At 54.6% G+C, this 21,876-nt stretch carries 20 protein-coding genes; 5 read left to right on the forward strand and 15 right to left on the reverse strand.

Annotation, left to right across the window (positions count from 1 at the left end):
• Positions 1 to 269: 269 nt before the first annotated feature.
• From LAO76_14000 to LAO76_14020, 5 genes are all read right to left on the reverse strand, one after another.
• Complete coding sequence (locus LAO76_14000) at positions 270 to 1,805, reverse strand: amino acid permease (GenBank protein MBZ5492040.1); 1,536 nt, start codon at positions 1,803 to 1,805, stop codon at positions 270 to 272.
• 108 nt (positions 1,806 to 1,913) lie between these two features.
• Positions 1,914 to 3,467, reverse strand: a complete 1,554-nt coding sequence (locus LAO76_14005; GenBank protein ID MBZ5492041.1) for an amino acid permease — start codon at positions 3,465 to 3,467, stop codon at positions 1,914 to 1,916.
• Between the two features lie 23 nt (positions 3,468 to 3,490).
• Positions 3,491 to 5,029 (reverse strand): amino acid permease, encoded by a 1,539-nt coding sequence (locus LAO76_14010; protein MBZ5492042.1) that lies wholly within the window; start codon positions 5,027 to 5,029, stop codon positions 3,491 to 3,493.
• A gap of 15 nt (positions 5,030 to 5,044) precedes the next feature.
• Positions 5,045 to 5,692, reverse strand: coding sequence for a thiamine phosphate synthase (gene thiE / locus LAO76_14015; GenBank protein MBZ5492043.1), 648 nt, complete (start codon positions 5,690 to 5,692; stop codon positions 5,045 to 5,047).
• Positions 5,692 to 6,591, reverse strand: coding sequence for a DsbA family protein (locus LAO76_14020; GenBank protein ID MBZ5492044.1), 900 nt, complete (start codon positions 6,589 to 6,591; stop codon positions 5,692 to 5,694). Before LAO76_14020 ends, thiE begins: the two co-directional genes overlap by 1 nt.
• A 75-nt stretch (positions 6,592 to 6,666) precedes the next feature.
• Here LAO76_14020 and LAO76_14025 point away from each other — a divergent pair, with 75 nt between their 5' ends.
• A complete protein-coding gene (locus LAO76_14025; GenBank protein MBZ5492045.1) occupies positions 6,667 to 6,981 on the forward strand; it encodes a hypothetical protein in 315 nt (104 codons plus the stop codon).
• 138 nt (positions 6,982 to 7,119) lie between these two features.
• Positions 7,120 to 7,581 carry a hypothetical protein gene (locus LAO76_14030; GenBank protein ID MBZ5492046.1) on the forward strand — a complete coding sequence of 154 codons (462 nt, stop codon included), beginning with the start codon at positions 7,120 to 7,122 and terminating at the stop codon, positions 7,579 to 7,581.
• Here the strand turns inward: LAO76_14030 and LAO76_14035 are convergent.
• Positions 7,578 to 7,838, reverse strand: a complete 261-nt coding sequence (locus LAO76_14035; protein MBZ5492047.1) for a helix-turn-helix domain-containing protein — start codon at positions 7,836 to 7,838, stop codon at positions 7,578 to 7,580. The two genes, LAO76_14030 and LAO76_14035, sit on opposite strands and share 4 nt — an antisense overlap.
• Positions 7,839 to 7,915: 77 nt before the next feature.
• Between LAO76_14035 and LAO76_14040 the strand changes: the two genes are divergently transcribed.
• Positions 7,916 to 8,074, forward strand: coding sequence for a hypothetical protein (locus LAO76_14040; protein MBZ5492048.1), 159 nt, complete (start codon positions 7,916 to 7,918; stop codon positions 8,072 to 8,074).
• A gap of 70 nt (positions 8,075 to 8,144) precedes the next feature.
• Here LAO76_14040 and LAO76_14045 read toward each other — a convergent pair whose 3' ends face one another.
• From LAO76_14045 to LAO76_14085, 9 genes are all read right to left on the reverse strand, one after another.
• A complete protein-coding gene (locus LAO76_14045; protein ID MBZ5492049.1) occupies positions 8,145 to 9,134 on the reverse strand; it encodes an aldo/keto reductase in 990 nt (329 codons plus the stop codon).
• A 306-nt stretch (positions 9,135 to 9,440) separates the two neighbouring features.
• The gene (locus tag LAO76_14050) at positions 9,441 to 9,647 is read right to left on the reverse strand and encodes a hypothetical protein (GenBank protein ID MBZ5492050.1); all 207 of its coding nucleotides are present in this window, start codon (positions 9,645 to 9,647) and stop codon (positions 9,441 to 9,443) included.
• Between the two features lie 166 nt (positions 9,648 to 9,813).
• Positions 9,814 to 11,199: an acetyl-CoA carboxylase biotin carboxylase subunit gene (gene accC, locus LAO76_14055; GenBank protein MBZ5492051.1), complete on the reverse strand. Its 1,386-nt coding sequence runs from the start codon at positions 11,197 to 11,199 to the stop codon at positions 9,814 to 9,816.
• A 117-nt stretch (positions 11,200 to 11,316) separates the two neighbouring features.
• On the reverse strand, positions 11,317 to 11,814 hold the full coding sequence (gene accB, locus LAO76_14060; GenBank protein MBZ5492052.1) for an acetyl-CoA carboxylase biotin carboxyl carrier protein: 498 nt from the start codon (positions 11,812 to 11,814) through the stop codon (positions 11,317 to 11,319).
• Between the two features lie 68 nt (positions 11,815 to 11,882).
• Complete coding sequence (locus LAO76_14065; GenBank protein MBZ5492053.1) at positions 11,883 to 12,971, reverse strand: Xaa-Pro peptidase family protein; 1,089 nt, start codon at positions 12,969 to 12,971, stop codon at positions 11,883 to 11,885.
• Positions 12,972 to 13,481: 510 nt separating this feature from the next.
• Entirely contained in the window at positions 13,482 to 16,673 is a 3,192-nt protein-coding gene (locus LAO76_14070; GenBank protein ID MBZ5492054.1) for a TonB-dependent receptor, read from the reverse strand.
• Between the two features lie 321 nt (positions 16,674 to 16,994).
• Positions 16,995 to 17,804: a TrbI/VirB10 family protein gene (locus LAO76_14075; GenBank protein MBZ5492055.1), complete on the reverse strand. Its 810-nt coding sequence runs from the start codon at positions 17,802 to 17,804 to the stop codon at positions 16,995 to 16,997.
• A 48-nt stretch (positions 17,805 to 17,852) separates the two neighbouring features.
• Complete coding sequence (pyrF, locus tag LAO76_14080) at positions 17,853 to 18,551, reverse strand: orotidine-5'-phosphate decarboxylase (protein MBZ5492056.1); 699 nt, start codon at positions 18,549 to 18,551, stop codon at positions 17,853 to 17,855.
• 83 nt (positions 18,552 to 18,634) lie between these two features.
• Positions 18,635 to 19,009, reverse strand: coding sequence for a septal ring lytic transglycosylase RlpA family protein (locus LAO76_14085; protein ID MBZ5492057.1), 375 nt, complete (start codon positions 19,007 to 19,009; stop codon positions 18,635 to 18,637).
• A 501-nt stretch (positions 19,010 to 19,510) separates the two neighbouring features.
• On the opposite strand from LAO76_14085, the gene LAO76_14090 reads away from it, so the two are divergent.
• Both LAO76_14090 and LAO76_14095 read left to right on the forward strand, forming a co-directional pair.
• Positions 19,511 to 20,080, forward strand: a complete 570-nt coding sequence (locus tag LAO76_14090) for a class IV adenylate cyclase (protein ID MBZ5492058.1) — start codon at positions 19,511 to 19,513, stop codon at positions 20,078 to 20,080.
• Between the two features lie 110 nt (positions 20,081 to 20,190).
• Complete coding sequence (locus LAO76_14095) at positions 20,191 to 21,804, forward strand: choline dehydrogenase (protein MBZ5492059.1); 1,614 nt, start codon at positions 20,191 to 20,193, stop codon at positions 21,802 to 21,804.
• The last annotated feature ends 72 nt before the right edge of the window (positions 21,805 to 21,876 follow it).

Consider the following 21,876-nt stretch of genomic DNA (forward strand, 5'->3'; position numbering starts at 1 on the left):
CAGGCGAAAGCGATGGAGGTTCAGAGGATACTCCTGATCGAGTTCATTTTAGATCAAAAGAAGTGTCCACCACGGAGACAGCGAAGCCGGAGAAGGGCAAAGGCTTCTACCGCGGATAAACGCTGATACACACGGATTAAGACCAGCGGTTCATCTGGGGGAATTCAACGTTTTGAGTTTTCCTGATCCGCGATCATCCGCGCGAATCCGCGGTAAGGCGGCCATGCCGCGAATTTACGGTGGTAGGGGTCCCTCGCTTCTCTCGGGACTTACAACGCTCCGCGCTGCACGCGGCTGTGGCTGCGTCCATAACCGAAGTAAATGGCCATGCCAATGACCAGCCACACGACCAGGCGCACCCATGTTTCCCAGGGAAGGTTCGCCATGAGGTAGCCGGAGATCAAAATTCCCATGATCGGCACAAATGGGACCATTGGAGTCCTGAACGGACGCTCAAGGTTGGGATTGCGGCGGCGCACAATCCAGACGCCCGCGCAGACGATCACGAACGCCAGCAGAGTGCCAATGTTGACCATGTCGCCCAACAGGTTGATGGGCAGCGACGCGGCCAGGAAAGCTACGCACGTGCCAACCATGAGAGTTGAAATCCATGGTGTGCGAAATTTTGGGTGCACGGTGCTGAAGACTCCCGGCAGGAGTCCATCGCGCGACATGGAGAAGAAGACGCGTGATTGTCCCAGCAACATGACCACAATCGTGGAGCTCAAGCCCATGAGCGCGCCAATCTTGACCATCAGGCTTCCCCAGCCGACGCCGGTCTTGTCGATGCCAACGGCAAGCGCATCGCGCACGTTGAGAAACTTGTAATTCACCAAGCCGCAGAGAACGCCAACGACCAAAATATAGAGAATGGTGCAGATCACCAGCGAACCAAGAATGCCGATCGGCATATCACGAGAGGGATTTTTGGCTTCCTGCGCCGCGGTGGAGACAGCATCAAAGCCAATATAGGCAAAGAAGATTACCGCAGCGCCGCGGCTCACTCCAGACCATCCATACTGGCCCGAAACTCCCGTGTTAGGCGGCATAAATGGATGCCAGTTAACGGCCATTAGTTCCGGATGTTTCAGCAGGTAATATCCGCCCACAGCCACAAATACAATCAGGACGCAGACCTTTATATAGACAATTGCAGTATTGAAGTTGGCCGACTCCTTGATGCCGACAACCAGAATCAACGTGGCGATCATGATGGCCAGAAAGCCAAACAAGTTGAAAGCGCCGAACTGATGCGGCAAGCCGGTAATGTCAATCTCGCCAGACTGGACCTTGGGCATCAACAGGTTGGCAGGCTCCCAGTGCTTGTTATAGAAGATGAATTCGTCCCATCGCGTGCCGGCCAGAGATGCAGGTAGCTTGATGCCAAAGTCGCCCAGCAGGCTGAGCAGATAACCGCTCCATCCGGAAGCAACAGTGGCAGCGCCAAAAGCATATTCCAGCACCAGATCCCAGCCAATGATCCAGGCGAAAATCTCACCCAGCGATGCGTAACCATAGGTATATGCCGAACCGGCAACAGGGATGGCAGACGCAAATTCCGCGTAGCAGAGTCCAGCAAAGACACATCCTGTGGCGGCCAGAACAAAGGAAAGAATAATAGCTGGACCGGCAAAGTTCGCTGTCGCGGTGCCGGCAAGCACAAAGATTCCCGTACCAATAATCGCGCCAATGCCGAGCGCAATCAGGTTATTTGGGCCCAGCGCGCGTTTGAGGCTGTGCTCACCGGTTTCATGGGCTTCGCCCAGGATGACTTTCAGCGGTTTGGTGGCAAGCAAATTGGCCATGCGGCAGAACCCTCGCAATTAATAGACGCGATTACGCCAAAAAAGACTTGCCATTCTAAAACAAAACCCTCCGCCGCAGCGGAGGGTTGGGCAGAACTATACGTCAATTTATTTCGATTGCAATGCTGTTGCCGGCCCTGCCTGCACCCTGCTGTGCTTGATTCCGTAGGTGAAGTAAATCACCATTCCAATCACAAGCCAAATGATGAGCCGCAGCCAGGTATCACCCGGAAGGGAGCGCATCAGCCAGAATGCCGCCAGCATCCCAGCAATTGGTGTAAAGGGAACCCACGGGGTCTTGAAAGGCCGCGGCATGTCAGGACGTTTGCGCCTGAGAACCCACACACCCGCGCAGACAATCACAAAGGCCAGCAAAGTGCCGATACTCACCAGTTCACCAAGAACGCCAATTGGAATCAGCGCGGCAAAAAATGCAACAAAGATGCCGACAATGATCGTGGATTTCCATGGCGTACGGAATTTTGGATGAATTTCGCCGGCCCACTTCCACAACAAGCCGTCACGCGACATGGAATAAAACACGCGAGACTGCCCCAGCAACATGACCAGCATCACCGTACTTAAACCGGCAATCGCGCCAACGTTCACCAGCAGGCTTCCCCACCAGACGCCGGTCAGGGACATGGCGAGCGAAACCGGAGCCGCCACATTGAGCTGCGAATAGTGAACAACACCCGTGAGCAACAACGAAACAACAATATAGAGCACGGTGCAGACTGCCAGAGAGCCGAGGATCCCGATCGGCATATCTTTCTGCGGATTTTTTGCTTCCTGCGCCGCGGTAGAAACCGCGTCAAAACCGATATAAGCGAAAAAGACGACGGCGGCTCCTCGGGCAATGCCTGACCATCCGTAGATTCCGTAAGTGCCGGTGTTGGGCGGGATAAAGGGCGTCCAATTGGCTTTAGCCTGGGCCATGTGGTGCGACACGTAATTACCGGCAACAGCAATGAAAATGAGCACGGCCGCCAGCTTCACAAACACAATTGCGGAGTTGAAATTTGCCGACTCCTTGATGCCGATCACCAAAACTGTGGTCACCATCAAAATTCCAAGAAATGCCACAAGGTTAAAAACGGCCGTGACATGCGGCAGAGTGTGCCAATCGATTCCCGAATCCGTCAGAGTTTTCTGAATAGTGGCCAGCGGCATCCAGTTGTTCTTGTACAGGACCATCTGCGTTCCCGGCACGTTAATCAACTTGGGAGGCAGATTGATGCCGAAGCCCTGCAGGAATGCGACGATCGTGCCGGCCCATCCGGAAGCGACCGTGGCCGCGCCGAAGGCGTATTCCAGGATCAGGTCCCAGCCAATGATCCAGGCAAAGATTTCACCCAGCGTGGCGTAGCCATACGTGTAGGCAGAGCCGGCGATGGGAATAAGAGCGGCAAATTCTGCATAGCACAAACCGGCAAAAACGCAGCCCGTCCCTGCAAAGATATATGAGAGAACAATGCCCGGACCGCCATATTGGGCCGCTGCTGCTCCGGTCAGAACAAAAATTCCTGCGCCGATAATCGCGCCGATGCCAAGCGTGATCAGATTGATCGGCCCCAGCGCGCGCTTCAGGCTGTGCTCGTTTTCCTCCTTGGATTCGGCGAGCAACACGTCCATCGGCTTCGTAGCCAGAATATTGGCCATGCAGAGTTTCTCCTTTTGTAGGTTTAGGCTTGTGCACCCGCGCTACGGCGCGACCACACGAAATAGACCGGAATTCCCAGCAGAACGATGATCAAGCCCGGCCATGTGTATTGCGGTTTGTAGAGCAATAATACGATATCGATGAATAAAGCCATCACAATATAAATGGCCGGCAGCACCGGATAGCCGATGGCACGATACGGCCTTTCGGCCTCTGGTTTGGTGCGCCGCAAAACAAACAGACCACCGATCGTCAATATATAAAAGACCAACACGGCAAAAATGATGTAGTCCAGCAACTGTCCATAGGTCCCGGAGAGGCACAGAATGCATGTCCAGATTCCCTGCACAATCAGCGCATTCTTCGGCGTCAGGTACTTGGGATGAACTTTCCCCGTCGATTTAAAAAACAGGCCGTCTTTGGCCATGGCGTAGTAAACGCGAGCGCCACTCAGGATCAGCCCGTTGCAGCAGCCAAACGTGGAAATCAGAATGGCGATGGCCATCAGTCCGCCACCGCTGGAGCCAAACATCTGCTGCAAGACGGCGGTACCCACGCGATCTGAAGCTGCATACTTGATGCCGCGGCTCACAACGTCTGCGCCGTTCATGTTGCCGTCAAAAGGCAGGTGCGCCAGATAAATAAAGTTCGAAGCGACGTAAAGCAAAATCACGACGCCGGTCCCGATCGCCAAAGAAAGCGGTAAATTACGTTTGGGATCTTTTACCTCACCGGCGGTAAACGTCACGTTGTTCCATGCATCTGCGGAGAACAGCGACCCTACCTGCGCCACGGCCAAAATCGTCAACACGCCAACAAATGGTCCAGCGGCGGTGCCGGTGGCTGAGTGCGGCGAACCCAGACGCCAGAAGTTGCCAAAGTTCGCCGCAATGGCCTGCGCGTTTCGAGCAATGAAAAGGCCCGTGATCACCAGGCCTGCCAGCGCCGATACCTTGGCAATGGTAAACAGGTTCTGCACGGCAGCGCCCAGCTTCAATCCAAAAATATTCAGCACCGTGAGAAAAATCACAATCACAATGCCGCAAAGGTTCTGCGTGTTCAGGCCCACATCCATGTTGCCCAGCACCATGGGGCCAATGGGGATCGGCGGAACATGCGCGATGTGCAGGATCCAATTTTCAGCGGAGACTGAGGGGAAGAAATATCCCAGGAATTTGCCGAACGCCACGCCCACGGCGGCCACTGTCCCGGTCTGGATAACGAGGAACAAAGTCCATCCATACAAGAAGCCCCAGAGTGACCCCAGTGATTCACGCAGATAAACGTATTGTCCACCGGCGCGGGGCATCATGGCGGCAAGCTCGCCGTATGAGAGCGCGCCCACAATCGTCATAAAGCCGGTGACCAGCCACGCGCCAATCAGCAGCGCGGGAGAGTTGACCTCGCGGGCAATCTCCGCCGACACAATAAAGATGCCGGAACCGATCATTGATCCCATGACCAGGGTGGTGGCACTGGTGAGTCCCAGGCCTTTTACCAATTCAGGCGCGCCAGATGCGCCCTGAGGCGGCGTGGTGCGAACTTCCACGGATGAAGGCATAGTGTTCTGTATGTTTTACCCCAAAACGCGCAGAAAATCCGCAACTGCTTTTGCCGGGGACTCAAGAAGGTCAGAAATCACGGCCACTGCGTCCGCGCCTGCGGCCTTTACCTGAGAGCAATTCTGGCGGGTAATGCCGCCAATGGCGACTAAGGGTTTCTTCGTAGCCTGCCGCGCCTGCCTCACGCCGTCCAGTCCTATTACCGGATCAGGATTAGCTTTTGATCCCGTGGCAAACACCGGCCCAATGGCAATGTAGTCGATCGGAAGAGTGTCAGCTTCGCGAAGTTGCGCGAGGGTGTGAGTAGAAAAGCCGATGACTCGGGTCTTTCCATCTTTCACCTGATCAAAGATCCTCCGTGCCGACTCAGGCGAGAGATCGTCCTGTCCCAGATGAACTCCGTCAGCGTCGGCCGCAAGGCAGATGTCGACACGATCGTTGATGATCAATGTTGCCCTGTCGAGCGTTATGCGGCGCAGCTCCCGCGCACAGCTTAGAAATCTTCGTGGATGCTCCGGCTGAGATTTATCGCGAAGCTGAATCAACGTCGCGCCTGCCTCTATCAACTCCTCCGCATACCGGACGATGGCCGTGATGGGGTCGGGCTTGGCGGCAAAGAAGCCAAAGTCAATAATCGAGTAAAGAGGCGGAACCTTCAGCATCAGGGCTTCGCCGCCAGCGCTTCTTCAATCAGCTTTTCAAAGTCGGCCAGCGGAAGTGCTCCCATCACCCGCTTGCCTGCGGTTACATTATCAACGGTCTTGCCGATGACAAAACCAGGCGTGGCGGGAATCTGCGCTCCCATGGCCGCCTCCTGGTCGGCGCGAATGGCGGAGTAGTACTTCCGCGACTCAGCACATTCGCGATACAGGACCATATCAAGCGGCATCGACCGGGCCACCTGCTCGATTACAGCAGGCGAAAGCTCTTCTGATCGGCGCATGAGCGCATCGCGCATCTGCCAGTACTTCTGCTGCTCTCCGGCACAGCGGGAAGCCTCAGCTGCAACCATGGCCCAGGGATGGAAGAAGAGCGGCAGGTCGCGGCTCACAAACCGCACCTTACCGGTATCAATGTATTTCGTCTTAATCGCGTCGAAAGTCTCGCTGTGGAACTTGACGCAGTGGCTGCACTGGTAATCGCTGAACTCCACGATCGTGACTGGAGCTTCGTCTTTGCCCAGCTTGTTGTCCCTGCGGCCATCCGCAGCCAGCTTGACCTGAAGAAAGGAATCGAAATCGAATTTCGAGAAATCGATCTCCGGCGCAGCCGGCTGCTGTTTCTGCAGCAGGGTATGGATCTCCTTCAACTCAACCAGGATGGCGTCGGCCTGGGTCCGGGTGATTGAGTCCGTCGCGTTGGCCGGCGTCGGCGATGCCGGAGCAGGTGCTTTGCCCGTAGGCTGCATGGGTTTGGCTGCCTTAGCGGCAACGGCCGGCTTGCTGGGTCGCTGTGACGTTGGCGGCGTCGCACACGCGCTTGCATCTCCTGAAACCGGGCATTGCGCGGCGGCACATGCCGCCATCGCGGTCAGGACAAGAGTTAAAACCAGGATTCGCATTTGACCTCTCCTTGGTCTGGCGGCGCTATTATCTCTGAAACTGGCGATATGCGCACCGTGCTATAAAAGCAAGCTGTGAAACATAAGGCCCTCAAAAAGAAGCCTTCAAATAAAAAACTGCCTGTCGCGGAGGCTGACGGCTCTCTCAAAGGCTGGACCGCCATCGCCAGTTTTCTCGGAATTCCAGTGGCGACGGCGCATCGCTGGGCCAGTGAAGGAATGCCGGTGCGGCGCGAAGGCAGGTTCACAGTGGCCGATCGCGATGCCGTAAGGGCTTGGCTGGGCCGCGAGTCGCACATGCCGAAGCCCGCGCACGTGATGACCGAAGATGCTGACATGGCCGCGGCGCTCAAGGAATCAATTGCGGCGGCGCGAAAGCGCAAGCAATAGATACCAGATATCGATCTTGCCTGCCCGCCATCATTCCTGGACAACCGGCGTATAGATTCAATTACCGGTTCGTCCTGGTCGGTGCAGCCCATCGGTACCGTTGTTGCCGCCGCTGGCCGACGATACACTTTGGCCACGATGGCAAAATGTCCTGAATGCGGTTGCGAACTGGCAGGCATGGACAAGCTATGCCGCGACTGCTTTGAGCGGCAATATGCTGTGGTAACGTCGCCCAAGAAAGGCGTTCAAGCTGAGCAGTTTGTTATACCCGCTCTTGCCGTGGCGATCTTTAGCATCATGGTCCTGCTGAACGCGGTCTTCCCTGCCCCCATGGCGAAGTTCGGACGGACATTGGACGTTACGCTGCTCGGGGCCAAGTTTCTGCTGGCAGGTGCCGTCGTAAGCTGGAGTGTTTGGGACAGCATGAAGTGGCGAAGCACCCAGAACGTTCTGTTCTGGACCTTGGCGGGGATGCAACTGGTGTTCGCCGGGCTGGGCTTGTTACATCGGGAAGAAGAATGGCGTTGGTTTCTTCTATTGTTCCTTACAATTGTGATTCGAAAAGGCCTCAAATCCTTCTACGAACGCCGCGCAGCCTAGCGTTTGACAGGTCTTTTAACGGCTTCCGGACCCAATCCGCGCACTACGGTTTCCGCGGTCGTGCCCAGGATGCCGCAGATGCGCAGCAACGTCCGCAGAGTGATGGGCTTGCCGGACTCGAGCCGCTGCCAGTAGCGCACGGTATAGCCAAAGGAAATCATGTCTTCCTGGCTGTAGCCGCGGCGCTTTCGCAGGACCTGAATACGCTGTCCCAGGGCGGCAAAGAATTTGCGCTCGAGTTCGGTGTCTTTGGCCAACAATGTTCTTGTACGGGTTTCGCACTGAATTGACCACGGTACATTTAGGACGTGATACAATCAGTGCTAATCCGCACATGAACGCCCTGCAAGAGCACGTCAGTCCTTACCCTCCGTTTGAATCTGTGCCGATGCCGGCGAATGCAAGGGAAGCCCATTTCATCCTCATCATTGTGATTGTTACGTGGATGGTGGGATTTACGCTGCTCTTGCGGATGGGCGGGAGAAGCAAGTAAGCAGACGCCTGGCTGCGCCTGTTCTGAGTCGGCGCCACAAAGCCAAAAGCTAAGAGCCAAGAGCCGCTTTTTATCTATCCAATGCTGCCATCGCTCGCTCCGCATAGCGCATGCCCGCGGCAACGCCCTTGGGGGCAACTTTATCGATGCGTGCCAGATCGTCCGGCGTTAGCTTGATGCTGATGGCCTCCAGGTTCTCTTCCAGATATTTGCGGCGCTTGGTTCCGGGAATGGGCACGATGTCGTCTCTCTGCGCCAGTACCCACGCGAGGGCAAGCTGAGCGGCAGTGCACTTTTTCTCGCGCGCAATCTCTTCTATCTTCGCCACCAGGTCAAGGTTCTTCTGGAAGTTTTCGCCTTGAAAGCGCGGAGACATGCGGCGGAAGTCGTCTGCAGCCAGGTCTTCAAAGCGCTTGAATTGCCCGGTAAGAAAGCCGCGACCGAGCGGACTGTAAGACACAAAGCCGATGCCGAGTTCGCGCACGGTGGCCAGGATTTCATCTTCGGGATCACGCTCCCACAGTGAGTACTCGGTCTGCAGCGCGGAAATGGGATGGATCTTGTGCGCGCGGCGAATCGTTTTGGGCGACGCCTCGGACAATCCCAGATAACGCACCTTACCGGCCTTGACTAGTTCGGCCATGGCGCCCACGGTGTCTTCAATAGGCACGGTTTTATCGACGCGATGCTGATAGTAAAGATCGATCACGTCAATGCCCAGGCGCTTCAGGCTGGCATCGCAGGCCTGCTTCACGTATTCCGGCGTGCCTTTTACGCCCAGGAATTCGCCATTCGGTCCGCGCACGTTGCCGAACTTGGTGGCCAGCACGACTTTCTGCCGACGGTCTTTGATGGCGCGCCCCACCAGCTCTTCATTTTTGCCGGAGCCGTACATGTCGGCCGTATCAAGAAACGTGCAGCCCAGTTCGATGGAACGATGGATGGTTGCGATGGATTCCTGCTCGTCGCCCGCGCCATAAAACTCTGACATGCCCATGCAGCCGAGACCAAGCGCCGAAACCTTTAAGCCTTGTTTGCCAAGTTTTCTTTGAGGAAGCATGAATACTGTGATGTCCTTTCAAGCAGTGAAGACACACAAAAGGATAAAAACTTACACGGATCTGAAAAAAGCAAATGCATGCCACCGATCAACATGGATTGTAGCGGATCAAGATAAAGAGGATGTGGGATTCAGCTATGACGCATCGATCAGTGTCAGCGCCATGAAACTGAACAAAATCAATTTACTTTTATCCGTGCAGATCAGTTTCATCCGCGTTTATCAGCGGTAAGCTTTTGGGTTTTGCTGGAGATCAGTGTTATCAGCGGTAAGATTTTCGGCTTTTTCAAATCAGTGGTGAGGTTATCAGCAGCCGCCGGCCGGGCAAGGATGTACGCTCCGTCCAAGGCTTGCCGCAGCAGGCACCAGCTTGCGGGAGTCATTGCATGCCAGCTTTTTCACCGTCGCGCGGCCGTGCACAAACTCCGCCCACTTGAGGTCGTGTTTGACGAAGTCATCAAAAGCTGTTGCTGCAATTTCAATGTGTGTGCCGTCTGCGAACTTGATCGTCATTCCCGCCTCCCGAGGGTTGTAAATTTTTTGCATCTGTTGAATAGATGATCGGGGGTTAAGGTAAGGTGCAGAAATTCGCGCAGATTGTTGAAAAAGTTTTCTGTTCGCGCAAAAAAATTAATTTAGCGCCACAAAATTAATTTTGCCCGGGAAACTTGATCGCTGCTTAGGTGAGCGCGACCACTTCAGCGCGCTCTTCCTGCATGCGCGCCAGCAGCCGCTCAACGTATTTGGTATCAATGTTGCCGGCACGGAATTCGGCATCCGCCAGAATACGGCGGTGTAGAGGGATCGTGGTATGAATGCCTTCCACGATAAACATTTCCAGCGCGCGCTGCATGCGCATAATAGCCTCGGGACGGTCCTTGCCAAAGGTAATCAGCTTGGCAATGAGCGAATCGTAATAAGGCGGGATCACACCCTCGGCATAAGCGGCGGTGTCCACGCGCACGCCCAGCCCGCCGGGAATGTGGAACGTCTTGATCTTGCCCGCGGAGGGCGTGAATTTTTCCGGATGTTCGGCGTTGATGCGGCACTCAATGGCGTGTCCGCGCTGGCCTTTGCGGTCAATCTTGGGAATGATGTCAGTAATTTTGGCGCCCGTGGCCAGCAGGATCTGCGATTTCACCAGATCGAGGCTCGTCACCATCTCCGTGACCGGATGCTCCACCTGGATGCGTGTGTTCATCTCAATAAAGTGGAGACTGCCGTCTTCGTCCATCAGAAATTCGACCGTGCCGGCATTGACGTAACCGATTTCAGACAGAGACTTTTCCAATCCCTTGCCGATTTCGCTGCGCATCTCTTCTGTTACGCGCGTGGAAGGTGATTCTTCCAGCAGCTTCTGGTGTCTGCGCTGGATGCTGCATTCGCGCTCACCCAGGCTGATCACGCGTCCATGTGAGTCGCCCAGCACCTGGAATTCAATATGGCGCGGCTGCTCGATAAATTTTTCCATGTAGAGATTGCCGTTGCCAAAAGCCGCTGCGGCCTCGGATTGCGCAGAGTTAAACGAGCCCTCAAGCTCGGATTCATTGCGGATGACGCGCATACCGCGCCCGCCACCCCCGGCAGACGCCTTCACAATCACTGGATAGCCGATTTGCGTGGCCCACTCCCGCGCTTCTTCTGCCGTGGCAATCACGCCGTCCGATCCCGGCAGGATCGGGACCTTGGCTTTCTTCATCGCCTGGCGCGCTTTTTCTTTTTCGCCCATCAGTCGGATGACTTCCGGCGGCGGCCCAATAAATTTGATATGCGAACTCTCGCAGACTTCCGCGAAATTTGCATTTTCGCTCAGCAGTCCATAGCCCGGATGAATGGCGTCAACGTTGGTGATTTCAGCCGCGCTGATCACGGCAGGAATATTGAGATAGCTTTCAGAAGAGCGCGGCGGCCCAATGCAAATGGCTTCATCGGCAAAGCGTACGTGGAGCGAGTTTCGGTCAGCGTCACTGTAAACGGCAACGGTCTTCACGCCCAGCTCTTTGCAGGCGCAGATCACGCGCAGGGCAATTTCACCACGGTTCGCTATCAAAATCTTCTTGAACATTGATTTCTGTCGCTTCGCTCCACACCGCTTCAGGGCTCGCAATAGCCGGGAATTCGTCTTGCACCTGATACTTGCGGCTCAGCGCTCCATCCGGCTTCGCCGCCCAAATGTCGCTTATTACTTTCTTGGCCGTATCGCAAAGAGCGGTTGTCCGTATTCAACCGGCTGTCCATTGTTGACCAGCACCTTCACCACTTCGCCGGAGGCGTCAGCTTCAATTTCATTCATGAGCTTCATGGCCTCGATGATGCAAAGCACCTGGCCTGCGGCCACCTGATCACCGGGTTTCACAAAGGGCAAAGCGCCCGGACCGGGGGCTTCATAGAATGTTCCGACTATCGGAGATTTCACCGTATGCAGCTCTTCTTCCGCGGCTGCCTTGGGGGGCGGTGGAGCGCTTGCAGGCGGAGCTGCCGAGGCAGGCGCATGGCTGGCTTGGGCTGGAGAAGCCGTCATCGGCATGGCCGCCATCGGCACGGCATGTGTTATCACCGGGGCCGCCATCTCGCCGCCTCGCTTAATGCGGACCTTTACGTCCCCGCGCTCAAGCTCAAACTCCGAAATATCTTTTTCTATCAGGAAATCGATAAGCTCTTTCAGCTCTTTCTGATTCATGAATGTATTTGGCTCTTCTCTGCCCTCATCGCTCGCAACTGCGGCGAAAGCGGCTCCCCCTTATGAAGTTAAAGCGTGATCAGGTCCTTTGCGGTAGGCGTCAGGACTTCGTGTCCGGTTTCAGTGACAAGAACCATATCTTCGATGCGGACTCCACCCTCTTCAGGAATGTAGATGCCCGGCTCAATCGTTACGACCATCCCCGGCGCAAGTTTTTGGGTTTGGCCCTTGGCCAGCCTAGGCTGCTCATGGACCTCAATTCCCACTCCGTGCCCCGTGGAATGGGTAAAGTAAGCGTCAAAGCCCGCTTTCTTGAGTACCTCACGCCCGGCACGGTCCACTTCACCGGTTTCTACCCCAGGCCTGACGGCGGCAATCGAAGCAAGTTGGGCTTCCCTCACGGCCTCATACATGCGCCTGTGCGACCGGGAAACCGGTCCGGCATGCACAGTACGAGTCATGTCGGAACAGTAACTTGCGAGTATAACACCGTAATCCAGGATAATAAATCCTTGCGGGGGAATGGGTTGCGCCGATGCGCGCCCATGCGGCAGGGCTGAGCGCGATCCCGCAGCCACAATCGTGTCAAACGACATTTTCTCCGCCCCGGCGCGTCGTGCCTGCAATTCCAGTTCGCCGGCAACCTGCGTTTCCGCCACTCCAGGCTTGATCACCGACAGCGCCGTCTGGAACAAGCTGGCTGCCAGCAGCACGGATGCGCGAATCTGGCCAATTTCGTCCGCATCTTTAATCAGCCGCAACTGCTCCACCAGTCCAGCCGCCGGCTTGAGTCTGGTCTTGCCGCGCACTGTCATTCCCATTTGCTTGTATGCGCTGTAGCTAAGGTGGTCTGCTTCAAAGCCCAGCGTGCGAACTTTGGCTTTCTGCGCGCCTTCGCAGCCCTCAGTAAACGCCGCCTTCTTGCCCACTACCACCTTGGCGCTTTGTACCTCGTCATGGGCCTGCTGATCGTAGCGGCCATCGGTATAGAAAGTGGCTTTGTGCGCGCGATCGGTCACCTGAAAAAGCAGGACTCCCGCCGTCCCGGTGAACCCGCAAAGATAAAGAACATTTGGCAGATGAGTGATCAGCAGTGCGTCAAATCCGCCTCTGCGCAGCAACGTTGCAAGTTGTTTCTGCCGGGAAATGTAGTTCATCAGGCTTTCTTTAGCATCGGTGAATTCTTCAGTCCAATACTAAACTAAGGCAGGCTGGGCATCCATCTGATGTCTTCTGTAGAAAAGCTGTGGGCCGGATACAAACATCCAGCCCACTCTAAGAGTCGAATTTCGCCACAAACTTCGGACAATATCCGAAATGGGTGGCCTTTTAGGGCGCGAAATATCCAAAGATATCCAACAACAGATCTGTTGAACTCGACGAGAATACATTGATCGAGCCGTTCGTTGTTGGCACGATGGCCAAGTTTGAAGCGACCGCGCATCGGGTGAAACGTTATGGGCAGATCTGGTCGGAGATTTTCCAAGAGGACCCCATATATATTTGTTTTCTCCTGTAACTATTCGGCACATCCGAAACAGGTTGGCAACCACGTATTAATGAACTATCGTGAGTAGCACGATACACTTTTTATTTAATTAGTAATAAAAAATCGCACCGGCTAAAACCGGTGCGATTTCAATTTGGAACTATTAAAGAACTACAATCTAGAAGATCAGCTTCATCGCGAACTGCAACTGCCGTGAAGACCCAGAATCGCCGGTTGGGAAGCGGGTACTGCTAATTACTCCAAACGTCGAAACGGGAATCAACGGATTTGTTGCGCTTACTGGCAGTGCCGGGTTTGTGGCTACGAGTTGTGCTCCGCGACCGGGCTGACCAAAGTTTGGATGATTGAGAAGGTCAAAAGCCTCGAAACGCATTTCGTGTGAAAACCGTTCGTTGATCTTGGTCTTCTTAATCAACGAAAAGTCCACGTTGTTGAAGCCCGGTCCAATGATCGAGTTACGGCCTTGGTTGCCAAAGTGCAAAGTACCGGACGTGGTTGAAATTGAGAACGTGGCTCCCGAGCAACTCGGTGAAAACGCCCGGGTTGGATCGCAGAGCGACGGCGCAAAGTATTGAATGTTGCCATTTGAGGTTGGCTGATTCACAATCTGAACCGCACCAATCTGGTCGGGGCGCAAGGTTGCTAAGCCGGTGAGCCCGGAAATGCCGGTAACCACCAGATCGACCGGGTTGCCGCTCTGGTCGGAAATAATGCTTCCCAATTGCCAACCTTCAAATAGACGATTGTGCCGGAAGGCCGGCAAATCATAGATGAAGTTCACGACAAAGCGATTGCGCGCGTCGAAGTCAGAAAGCCCTCTGTCTCCAGCGGGGTTGGAGCTGTCCTGGACCACAACACCTTGCCCGTTTTGTGAGGTGAAATCGATTGACTTGGAATAGGTATAGGAAGCATTGAACTGCAACCCGTGCCATGGACGCATGTTTGAGCTGATCCATAACGCGTTATAAGACGAATTGCCATTGCTGACGTTGTCCGAGATGTTGCCGACGTTTGCTCCAGGCAGAATTGGGCTGGTGGCAGATAGAGTCGGAAACGGCCGAATTCCTGTGAATGTTGGTCCAGGACCAAAGGCCACAAATTGGTTCAGGTTCACTCTGGTGCGAAGGTCGTGCCCTTCCGACCCAAAGTAACCCACCATCATGCTCCAGCTCTTATTGATTTGTTGCTGGATGTTCAAGTTATAGGATTCAACATATGAATTGTTGAAATTAGGATCAACAACCGTTGGCGCCAAGCCGCCGGCCTTCGCATCCACCAAGAGCGTGTTATACGTTGTGCGGCTTAATGGGTTCGAAGCGACACCATTAAATGCCTGGGGGTTCCCAAACGGCGGATTTCCCGTCAAACCTGTCACGAGATTGGTAATGGGCTGATCGGTCAGAATCGCATAGCCAGAACGCACGATTGTCTTGCCAGATCCGAATACGTCAAACGCGAACCCCAGACGAGGCTGGAAGTTCATATTGTTCTGTTTGTATGGTGAGCTGACTTGAACAAGGTTGGCTTGCCCACCGCTAACAATCAGGTTTGAGAATCGATCCAGAGCTTCCGTAGGCGTCTGGTTCCAGTCATAGCGCAGCCCGAGTTCCAGGGTCAACCGTTGAAAAACCTTCCAGCTGTCCTGGGCAAAGAACCCCAATTCGCCAGTAGCGATGCGGCTTGGCAGGTTTCCGGCCGATAGCGTAAAGCTCAAAGCGCGACCGGCGGCAAAATCAGTGATGCTGTTAAACGCCAATGTGCCCGGGTCACCGTTGAAGTTATTGTTGTAGAAGCGGCGGAACTCTCCGCCAAACTTGAAGGAGTGGCGCCCTTTGATGTAGCTCAGCGTATCAGCAACCACTGCGGTTGTATCACCACGCCCCTGGGGGAAACCAGTAGGTCCGCCCAGATTAACACCAGTCCCTCCGATGGTGATTTGCGGCAACCCAGCATTGAAATTAAGTCCGTCCTGAATACCAAAAGCTACGGGGTTCGTCGTGTCATTGGGCGAAAACGTGATGTGTATGCGGTTGAAACCCAGGCGGGCTTCATTCACCATGCTGGAAGACAGCGTCTGATCCAGGCCGAGGGTAGCAATCTGCCGCTTCGACTCACGCGTATCGCCGAAATTTGGTATGGTGTTGCCCTGCAACGTGGGCTCCTGGCGCAGGTCATGTTGCGCGGCATAGTAGCCGTGCAGTCTCAGGTTGCTGGTGAAGTTGTGGCTGATGTCTGCGGTTCCCTGATCGATATCAACTGGGGCGGTAGCGGAGCCCAGGAATTTCGTACCGGTAGGATCATTAGCAGTCGGGATCAAACCGAGAATTGCCTGGCTGGTGGCATTCCCACCCGCCGTAACCGTGGCGCGTTGTGTCGCCGACAAAACGTTGGTGCTCAGCGTCAGTCCCTGGCGCTGGCGAAGTCCTTCATAGCTCAGGAAAAAGAAAGTCTTGTTTTGTTTAATCGGTCCGCCAAACGCAGCGCCAAACTGGTTGCGCTTAAAGGGCGACATGGCAGTTCCAACTGGATTAAAGAAATTTCTGGCATCCAGAGCGTTGTTGCGGATGAATTCAAAGACCTCGCCATGGTAATCATTAGATCCAGAGCGCGTCGCGATGTTTACGATTGCGCCGGAGTTGCGGCCATACTCAGCGCTGTAGGTAGAGTTATCCACCTTGAATTCGGAAACCGTGTTGATCGAAGGCTGAAACGTAATCTGGTTCTGCACCATGTCATTCAGGTTGATGCCATTTACCATGAAGTTAACGGTGTCTTCGCGATTGCCTGCCGTGTTGAAGGCAAATGATCCCTGGCCGCGAAGAGGAGCGGTGAGAAAGCCGTTCTGCGGCGGAGTGACTGAACCGGGAATCAGCAGACCCAAGTCTACAAAATGACGCCCATTCAATGGGATCTCCTGCACCGTCCGCTGGTTAATGGTTTGTCCGACTGTAATCGTCGTCGATTCGATTATCGGTGCGGTTGCTTCAACTGTGACAACTTCTGAGGTGCTCGCCACCTTCAAACCAAAGTTCTGGACAGAGTTCTGGCTGACCTGAAGCACCAGATTTTTAGCCACTTGTGTCTCAAAGCCTGTCTGCTCTACTTGAACGGTGTAGTTTCCTGGCGGCAGAGCAGGAACTTCATAGGATCCAGAGGAATTGGTCTGCGTGGTGCGCTCAATTCCCAGAGCTGTGTTCTTCACCGTCACCTTGGCGCCAACTACCGCGGCGCCGCTTTGATCTGATACCGTTCCTTGGATACTGGCTGTCGTTTGGGAAAATGCGGTCGCTGCAAACACCAGAACAAGCAGCGACAGCATTAACGGGGAAAAGGCTACCTTCTTTAACATCTCACTTCCCTCCTAAAGGAAACCGAAAGTTTTTCGTGCGAAATTAAGAAAAATTCGAATAAATGTAAAGCAAAGATGCCGTTTTGCTGAATAGTCGTAAAAATATCCGGCACGCGAAGCTTGGTTTGTTTTGTGCAAGCAGAGTTCCATTTCCAGTAGAAGATAAGTGATTGATTCAATGGAATCTATGGATTGGATAGGACAGATGCCTTCCAATATCAGTAGAGAGGGAAATAAGTGGATATTAAAATTGGAAGCGAAGATTTTGATCCACCAAAGCGCGTTAATAACCATTACCGCGCTTTGCGATGATGAGTGCGTCTATTTTGGTGCTGGAGTGCGGGGCATCGCCAGCCGATTATTCGTCACTCGAGGCCTGATTGAGTTCTCCGCCTGGGCCGGACTGGCATTCATAATATCCACCGTAAGCGGACGCTCAAGCACCATTTCAAGAGCAGTATCCTGATCGATACGCACGTCCTGGCCGCGCGTGAACAGCACCTGTCCCAAACCAACAGCAGCGCCTGCCAGTCCGCCAATGCCAGCGCCTTTTCCACCTGAAGCTACAGCTCCAATCACGGCTCCGGTAGCGCCCGTTTTGGCAACGGTGCCTGCATCTTTGCCTTTCTGGCTGTCGGCCTTTACCGTCCCTTCTTTGTCTGCGACGGTGCTGTTGCGGGAGCCCGGCGCATTTTCCAGCGCTCCAGGCAGGTCGATGGTATAACCGTTCGGGAAAATCATTGTTGTGAAGTTGAACAAAATCTCGGCCCGGCCTTTGATCCTTCCCGCCCGCTTGACCTGGGCAATCTTACCTTTCACATACGTTCCTGCGGGGATCACGGCTACATTGTTCTGGGTTACGGGAAAGCTGGTCTGGCAATAAACGCCGTCGCCGACCTTGGCCGTCTTGGTGTCAATAGGACTCCTCAGGTGAAGCAATACCTGCGTGCCGGCGGGTACGACTATTTGTTGCACGGCCGGATCACTGCTGGTAGCAGTAACAGCGGAATCACTGGTCTGAGAAGACGCGCTCTGGGCTGAGACATTCTCGGTTGACGCGTTCTGCGATGAAACCGCTTGGGCTGAAACCGCGATTGCCGAAGCCATCAGGAAGAAGATCACGCCACGCATGTGAGTACCTCGCCAGGAAGGTATTGTAGAGCTAAGCCTAGAACGTAGTCATCTGCTGATTCTTGCCTGCTCCATTTCAGAAATTATCGCTGCGGCGGCCTTGGCGGGATCTGCAGCATGGGTAATCGGCCGACCCACAACAATGTGGCTTACTCCATTGCTGATTGCCTGCGCTGGAGTCGCAGTCCTTTGCTGGTCGTTGGTTTCTGCACCTGCCGGACGGATGCCCGGCGTGACAATGGCAAAACCTTCGCCCAGAGCTTTTCTCACCATCAGAGATTCACGCGGCGACGTAACAATTCCCTGGCAGGCTGCGCTTTTCGCCAAGGCGGCCATACGGAGAACCTGGTCAGATACGCGTCCGGACACGCCAATTTCCTGCATGTCTTCATCGTTCAGGCTGGTTAGGACGGTGACTGCCAGAAGGTTGAGCCGTCCCGCTGCGGCTTCAGTAGCCGCCCGCAGCATCGCAGAGCCACCGCTGCCGTGGATGGTAAGCATATCGACGCGAAGCTCCACAGCCGACTTCACGGCCAAAGCCACAGTCGTAGGAATGTCATGAAGTTTTAGATCGAGAAACACTCGCCTGCCAGAACTCACCAGATCACGGACGATGCTGGGACCTTCGGCGGTAAAGAGTTGGAGTCCTACCTTGTAAATCCCCGCAGCATCGCCAACACGGGCTACAAGTTTTTGCGCTTCAGCGGCGCTCGAAACGTCCAGGGCGACAATGAGGCGCTCCCGCATCCCGGAGGATGCGGGCAGACCTGCGATCACAGGAGACTGAATAGCCATGCTCCCTAGTATATTTATTTTTCGCTTATTGTGCGCTAATATCCGCGATTCATAGCCATATTTTCCGGCTGAATCAGGTCAATACGGATACGCTCCACGCCATCACGGAAGTTGAGCATCCGGGCAGCGCTATAGCTCAGGTCCATTATCCGGTTTCCAACGTACGGTCCCCGATCATTGACCCGAACAATGATCCACTTGCCATTTTTCAGGTTCGTCACCTTTACAAAGCTTCCCAAGGGGAGCTTCCGGTGCGCGGCCGTGAATTCGAACATGTCGAAGTCCTCGCCGCTGGCCGTGGTCTTGCCGTGAAACTGCTTGCCATACCAGGATGCTGTTCCGACCTGATAGGGTTTGGGTTCAACCTTTGAACTCTTCAATGTTTGGTTCTGGGTTGACCTGAGTGCCATGGGGATGGCGCTATTTTTTACCTGGGGCTGTTGGTGGTTTGGAACTGGTGCCGCCCCCACGTTGGCAGCCATACAGCAAGCCGCCGCCAGAATGGACAGTACTCTGTTCATGCAAACTCCTTGACATACAGAATCTGGGTTCCCCTGTGTTCATATCGACGCTAATTGTATGGAATCATAAGGATGGGTGGCAACCGCCTTATATTCTCCCAAACTCCTAGCGTGTCTTTTTTACAACACTGGGGATTACCGCTAAGCTCCTAAGGTTAGGCCAGTTACCTTAATTCACGACCCAAAGTAAGATGCCTGTGGCTGGAAAGCAGTTGTTCAGAAAAGGGTACATTTTTCTCTTGTAAATAATTGATTTTAAATGAATTGCTTAAAAAATAGCTTATTTTTCAAAAAATTGTGAAAAAGGACATTTCTGAGGTAACCAGGCAAGCCATCTTTCAGCGTTTTCGGCACAATGTACCAAGGACACCTTTTCTTTATACTGGCGGCATGGCTACCGATCGCGAAGTCGAGATCAAGTTCAAGATCGACGACATTGACGCCCTCACTGCCGCCCTCCAGACCTCTGGATTCCGTCTGATCACCCCCCGCACCCATGAGATGAATACTCTCTATGACCAGCCCGGGGGCAAACTCCGTCGGCGGGAAGCCCTGCTCCGGCTTCGCGAGTATGGCCCGCGCTGGACACTGACTTACAAGGACCGTAGTGGGAGGCAATCTGGGCGGCATAAGTCCCGCCGGGAGATTGAAACCCAGGTGAAAAACGGCGATGCCATGGGCCGGATCATTGAAGCGGTCGGCTTCAGCCCCAGCTTCCGCTATGAAAAGTTCCGCAGTGAATGGGCCGACTCTAACGACCACGTTGTGATCGACGAAACGCCCATCGGCAACTTTGGCGAAATTGAAGGCCAAGCCAAGTGGATTGACGCCACCGCCAGGCGCCTGAACATTTCCGTTAAAAGTTACCTGAAAGAGTCTTACGCGGAGCTGTTCGCCGCCTGGAAACGCAAGACCAGAAGCAAAGCGAAGGAAATGACGTTCAAGGAGATAAAAGGCTAAGATCCTGTGCCCGGTGCATCTCGTCCCGCAGGGTTAATCTCAGCCACGGGGCATGGTTTTCTGCGCTACAATTCTCTCCATCTTGTTCTTCCCTTCCCAGGAGTCCGCGAATGTATGACTACATCATCATTGGCGCCGGGTCTGCCGGATGCGTGCTGGCCAATCGACTAAGTGAAGATCCCACCGTAAAAGTGCTGCTGCTGGAAGCCGGCTGCCGCGATACACGGAAGGAGATCCATATTCCGCTGGCTTTCTCCAAGCTCTTCAAAGGCCCGTGCGACTGGACTTACTTCACCGAACCTGAGGCTACGTTGGGCAATCGCAGCCTATACTGGCCACGCGGCAAGGTGCTGGGCGGCAGCAGTTCCATCAATGCAATGATCTACATTCGCGGCAACCACGCGGATTATGACCAGTGGCGCGACCAGGGCAATCCCGGATGGGGCTACGCGGACGTGCTGCCCTACTTCAAGAAGTCGGAAAAACAGGAGCGTGGCGCTTCTGAATATCACGGTGCATCAGGGCCGCTCTGCGTGAGCGATCTGCGGACAGTCAATCCGCTGTCGGAAGCATTTGTCGCAGCCGGCGAGGAAGCGGGCTTTCAGCGTAATCCTGATTTCAACGGCGCGCAGCAAGATGGCGTTGGTTTTTACCAGGTCACGCAGAGCAAAGGCCAGCGCCACAGCACTGCCGCGGCTTTCCTCCATCCCGTGGCATCACGGAAAAATCTGACAGTAAAAACCGAGACGCATGTTTTTGGAATTTATTTTGAAGGCAAGCGTGCGTCGATCGTAAGCTTTCAACAGGGCAACAACAGCATGCAGGAGCGGGCTGAGCGTGAGATCATCCTGTGTGCGGGCGCTATCGGCTCACCGCAGCTGCTTATGCTCTCCGGCGTGGGCCCAGCCGAGCATTTGAGCCACTTCAATGTTCCCATTGCGTGCGATCTGCCGGGAGTTGGCAAGAATCTTCAAGACCACGCAGCCTGTGCCACGGTGTATGAATGCACCAAGCCTATCAGCCTGGCCAGCGCTGAGACCTTTTCCAACCTCATGCGTTACATGATTTCCAAAAGAGGCCCGCTGACCTCGAACGTCGCGGAGGCCGGCGCGTTTGTCAAAACCTCTTCGCGCGCCCAGATACCCGACCTGCAATTTCATTTTGGCGTCGGCTATTTTGTTGAGCATGGATTCCAGCAAATTAAAGGGCACGCCTTCACCATGGGACCAACTCTTCTGCATCCATTCAGCCGTGGCGATATTCGTTTGCGCTCCAGCAATCCGCTCGATGCTCCCGCTATCCGCGCCAATTACCTTTCTGACTCTCGCGACATGGAAGTCATGCTGGAAGGCATCAAGCTTTCCCGCAAGCTCGCGGCGACAAAAGCTTTCGATGCCTATCGCGGCACGGAACTTCATCCTGGCCCCGCGGCAAAAGATGACGCCGCTTTGCGCGCACACATCGCCAAGTTTACTGAGACTCTCTACCATCCGGTTGGAACGTGCAAGATGGGCAATGACAACATGGCCGTGGTGGATTCAGAACTGCGCGTTCATGGCGTTGAAGGCCTGCGGGTGGTGGATGCTTCAATCATGCCGACCGTAGTCGGCGGCAACACAAACGCGCCGACAATCATGATCGCGGAAAAGGCGGCTGATCTGATCAAGAGCGGCCCCTCATCGCGACGAACAGAAAGTTACGCTGGGAGCCTTGCGTCGCGCTGAGACTCTGACCGACACCTGCGATTCACTACTGTTCGAAAGCTTCATTTTGTGTTCCGGGCGATTGATTGTCTA

This window comes from Terriglobia bacterium (assembly GCA_020072645.1).
Taxonomy (GTDB): domain Bacteria; phylum Acidobacteriota; class Terriglobia; order Terriglobales; family Acidobacteriaceae; genus Angelobacter.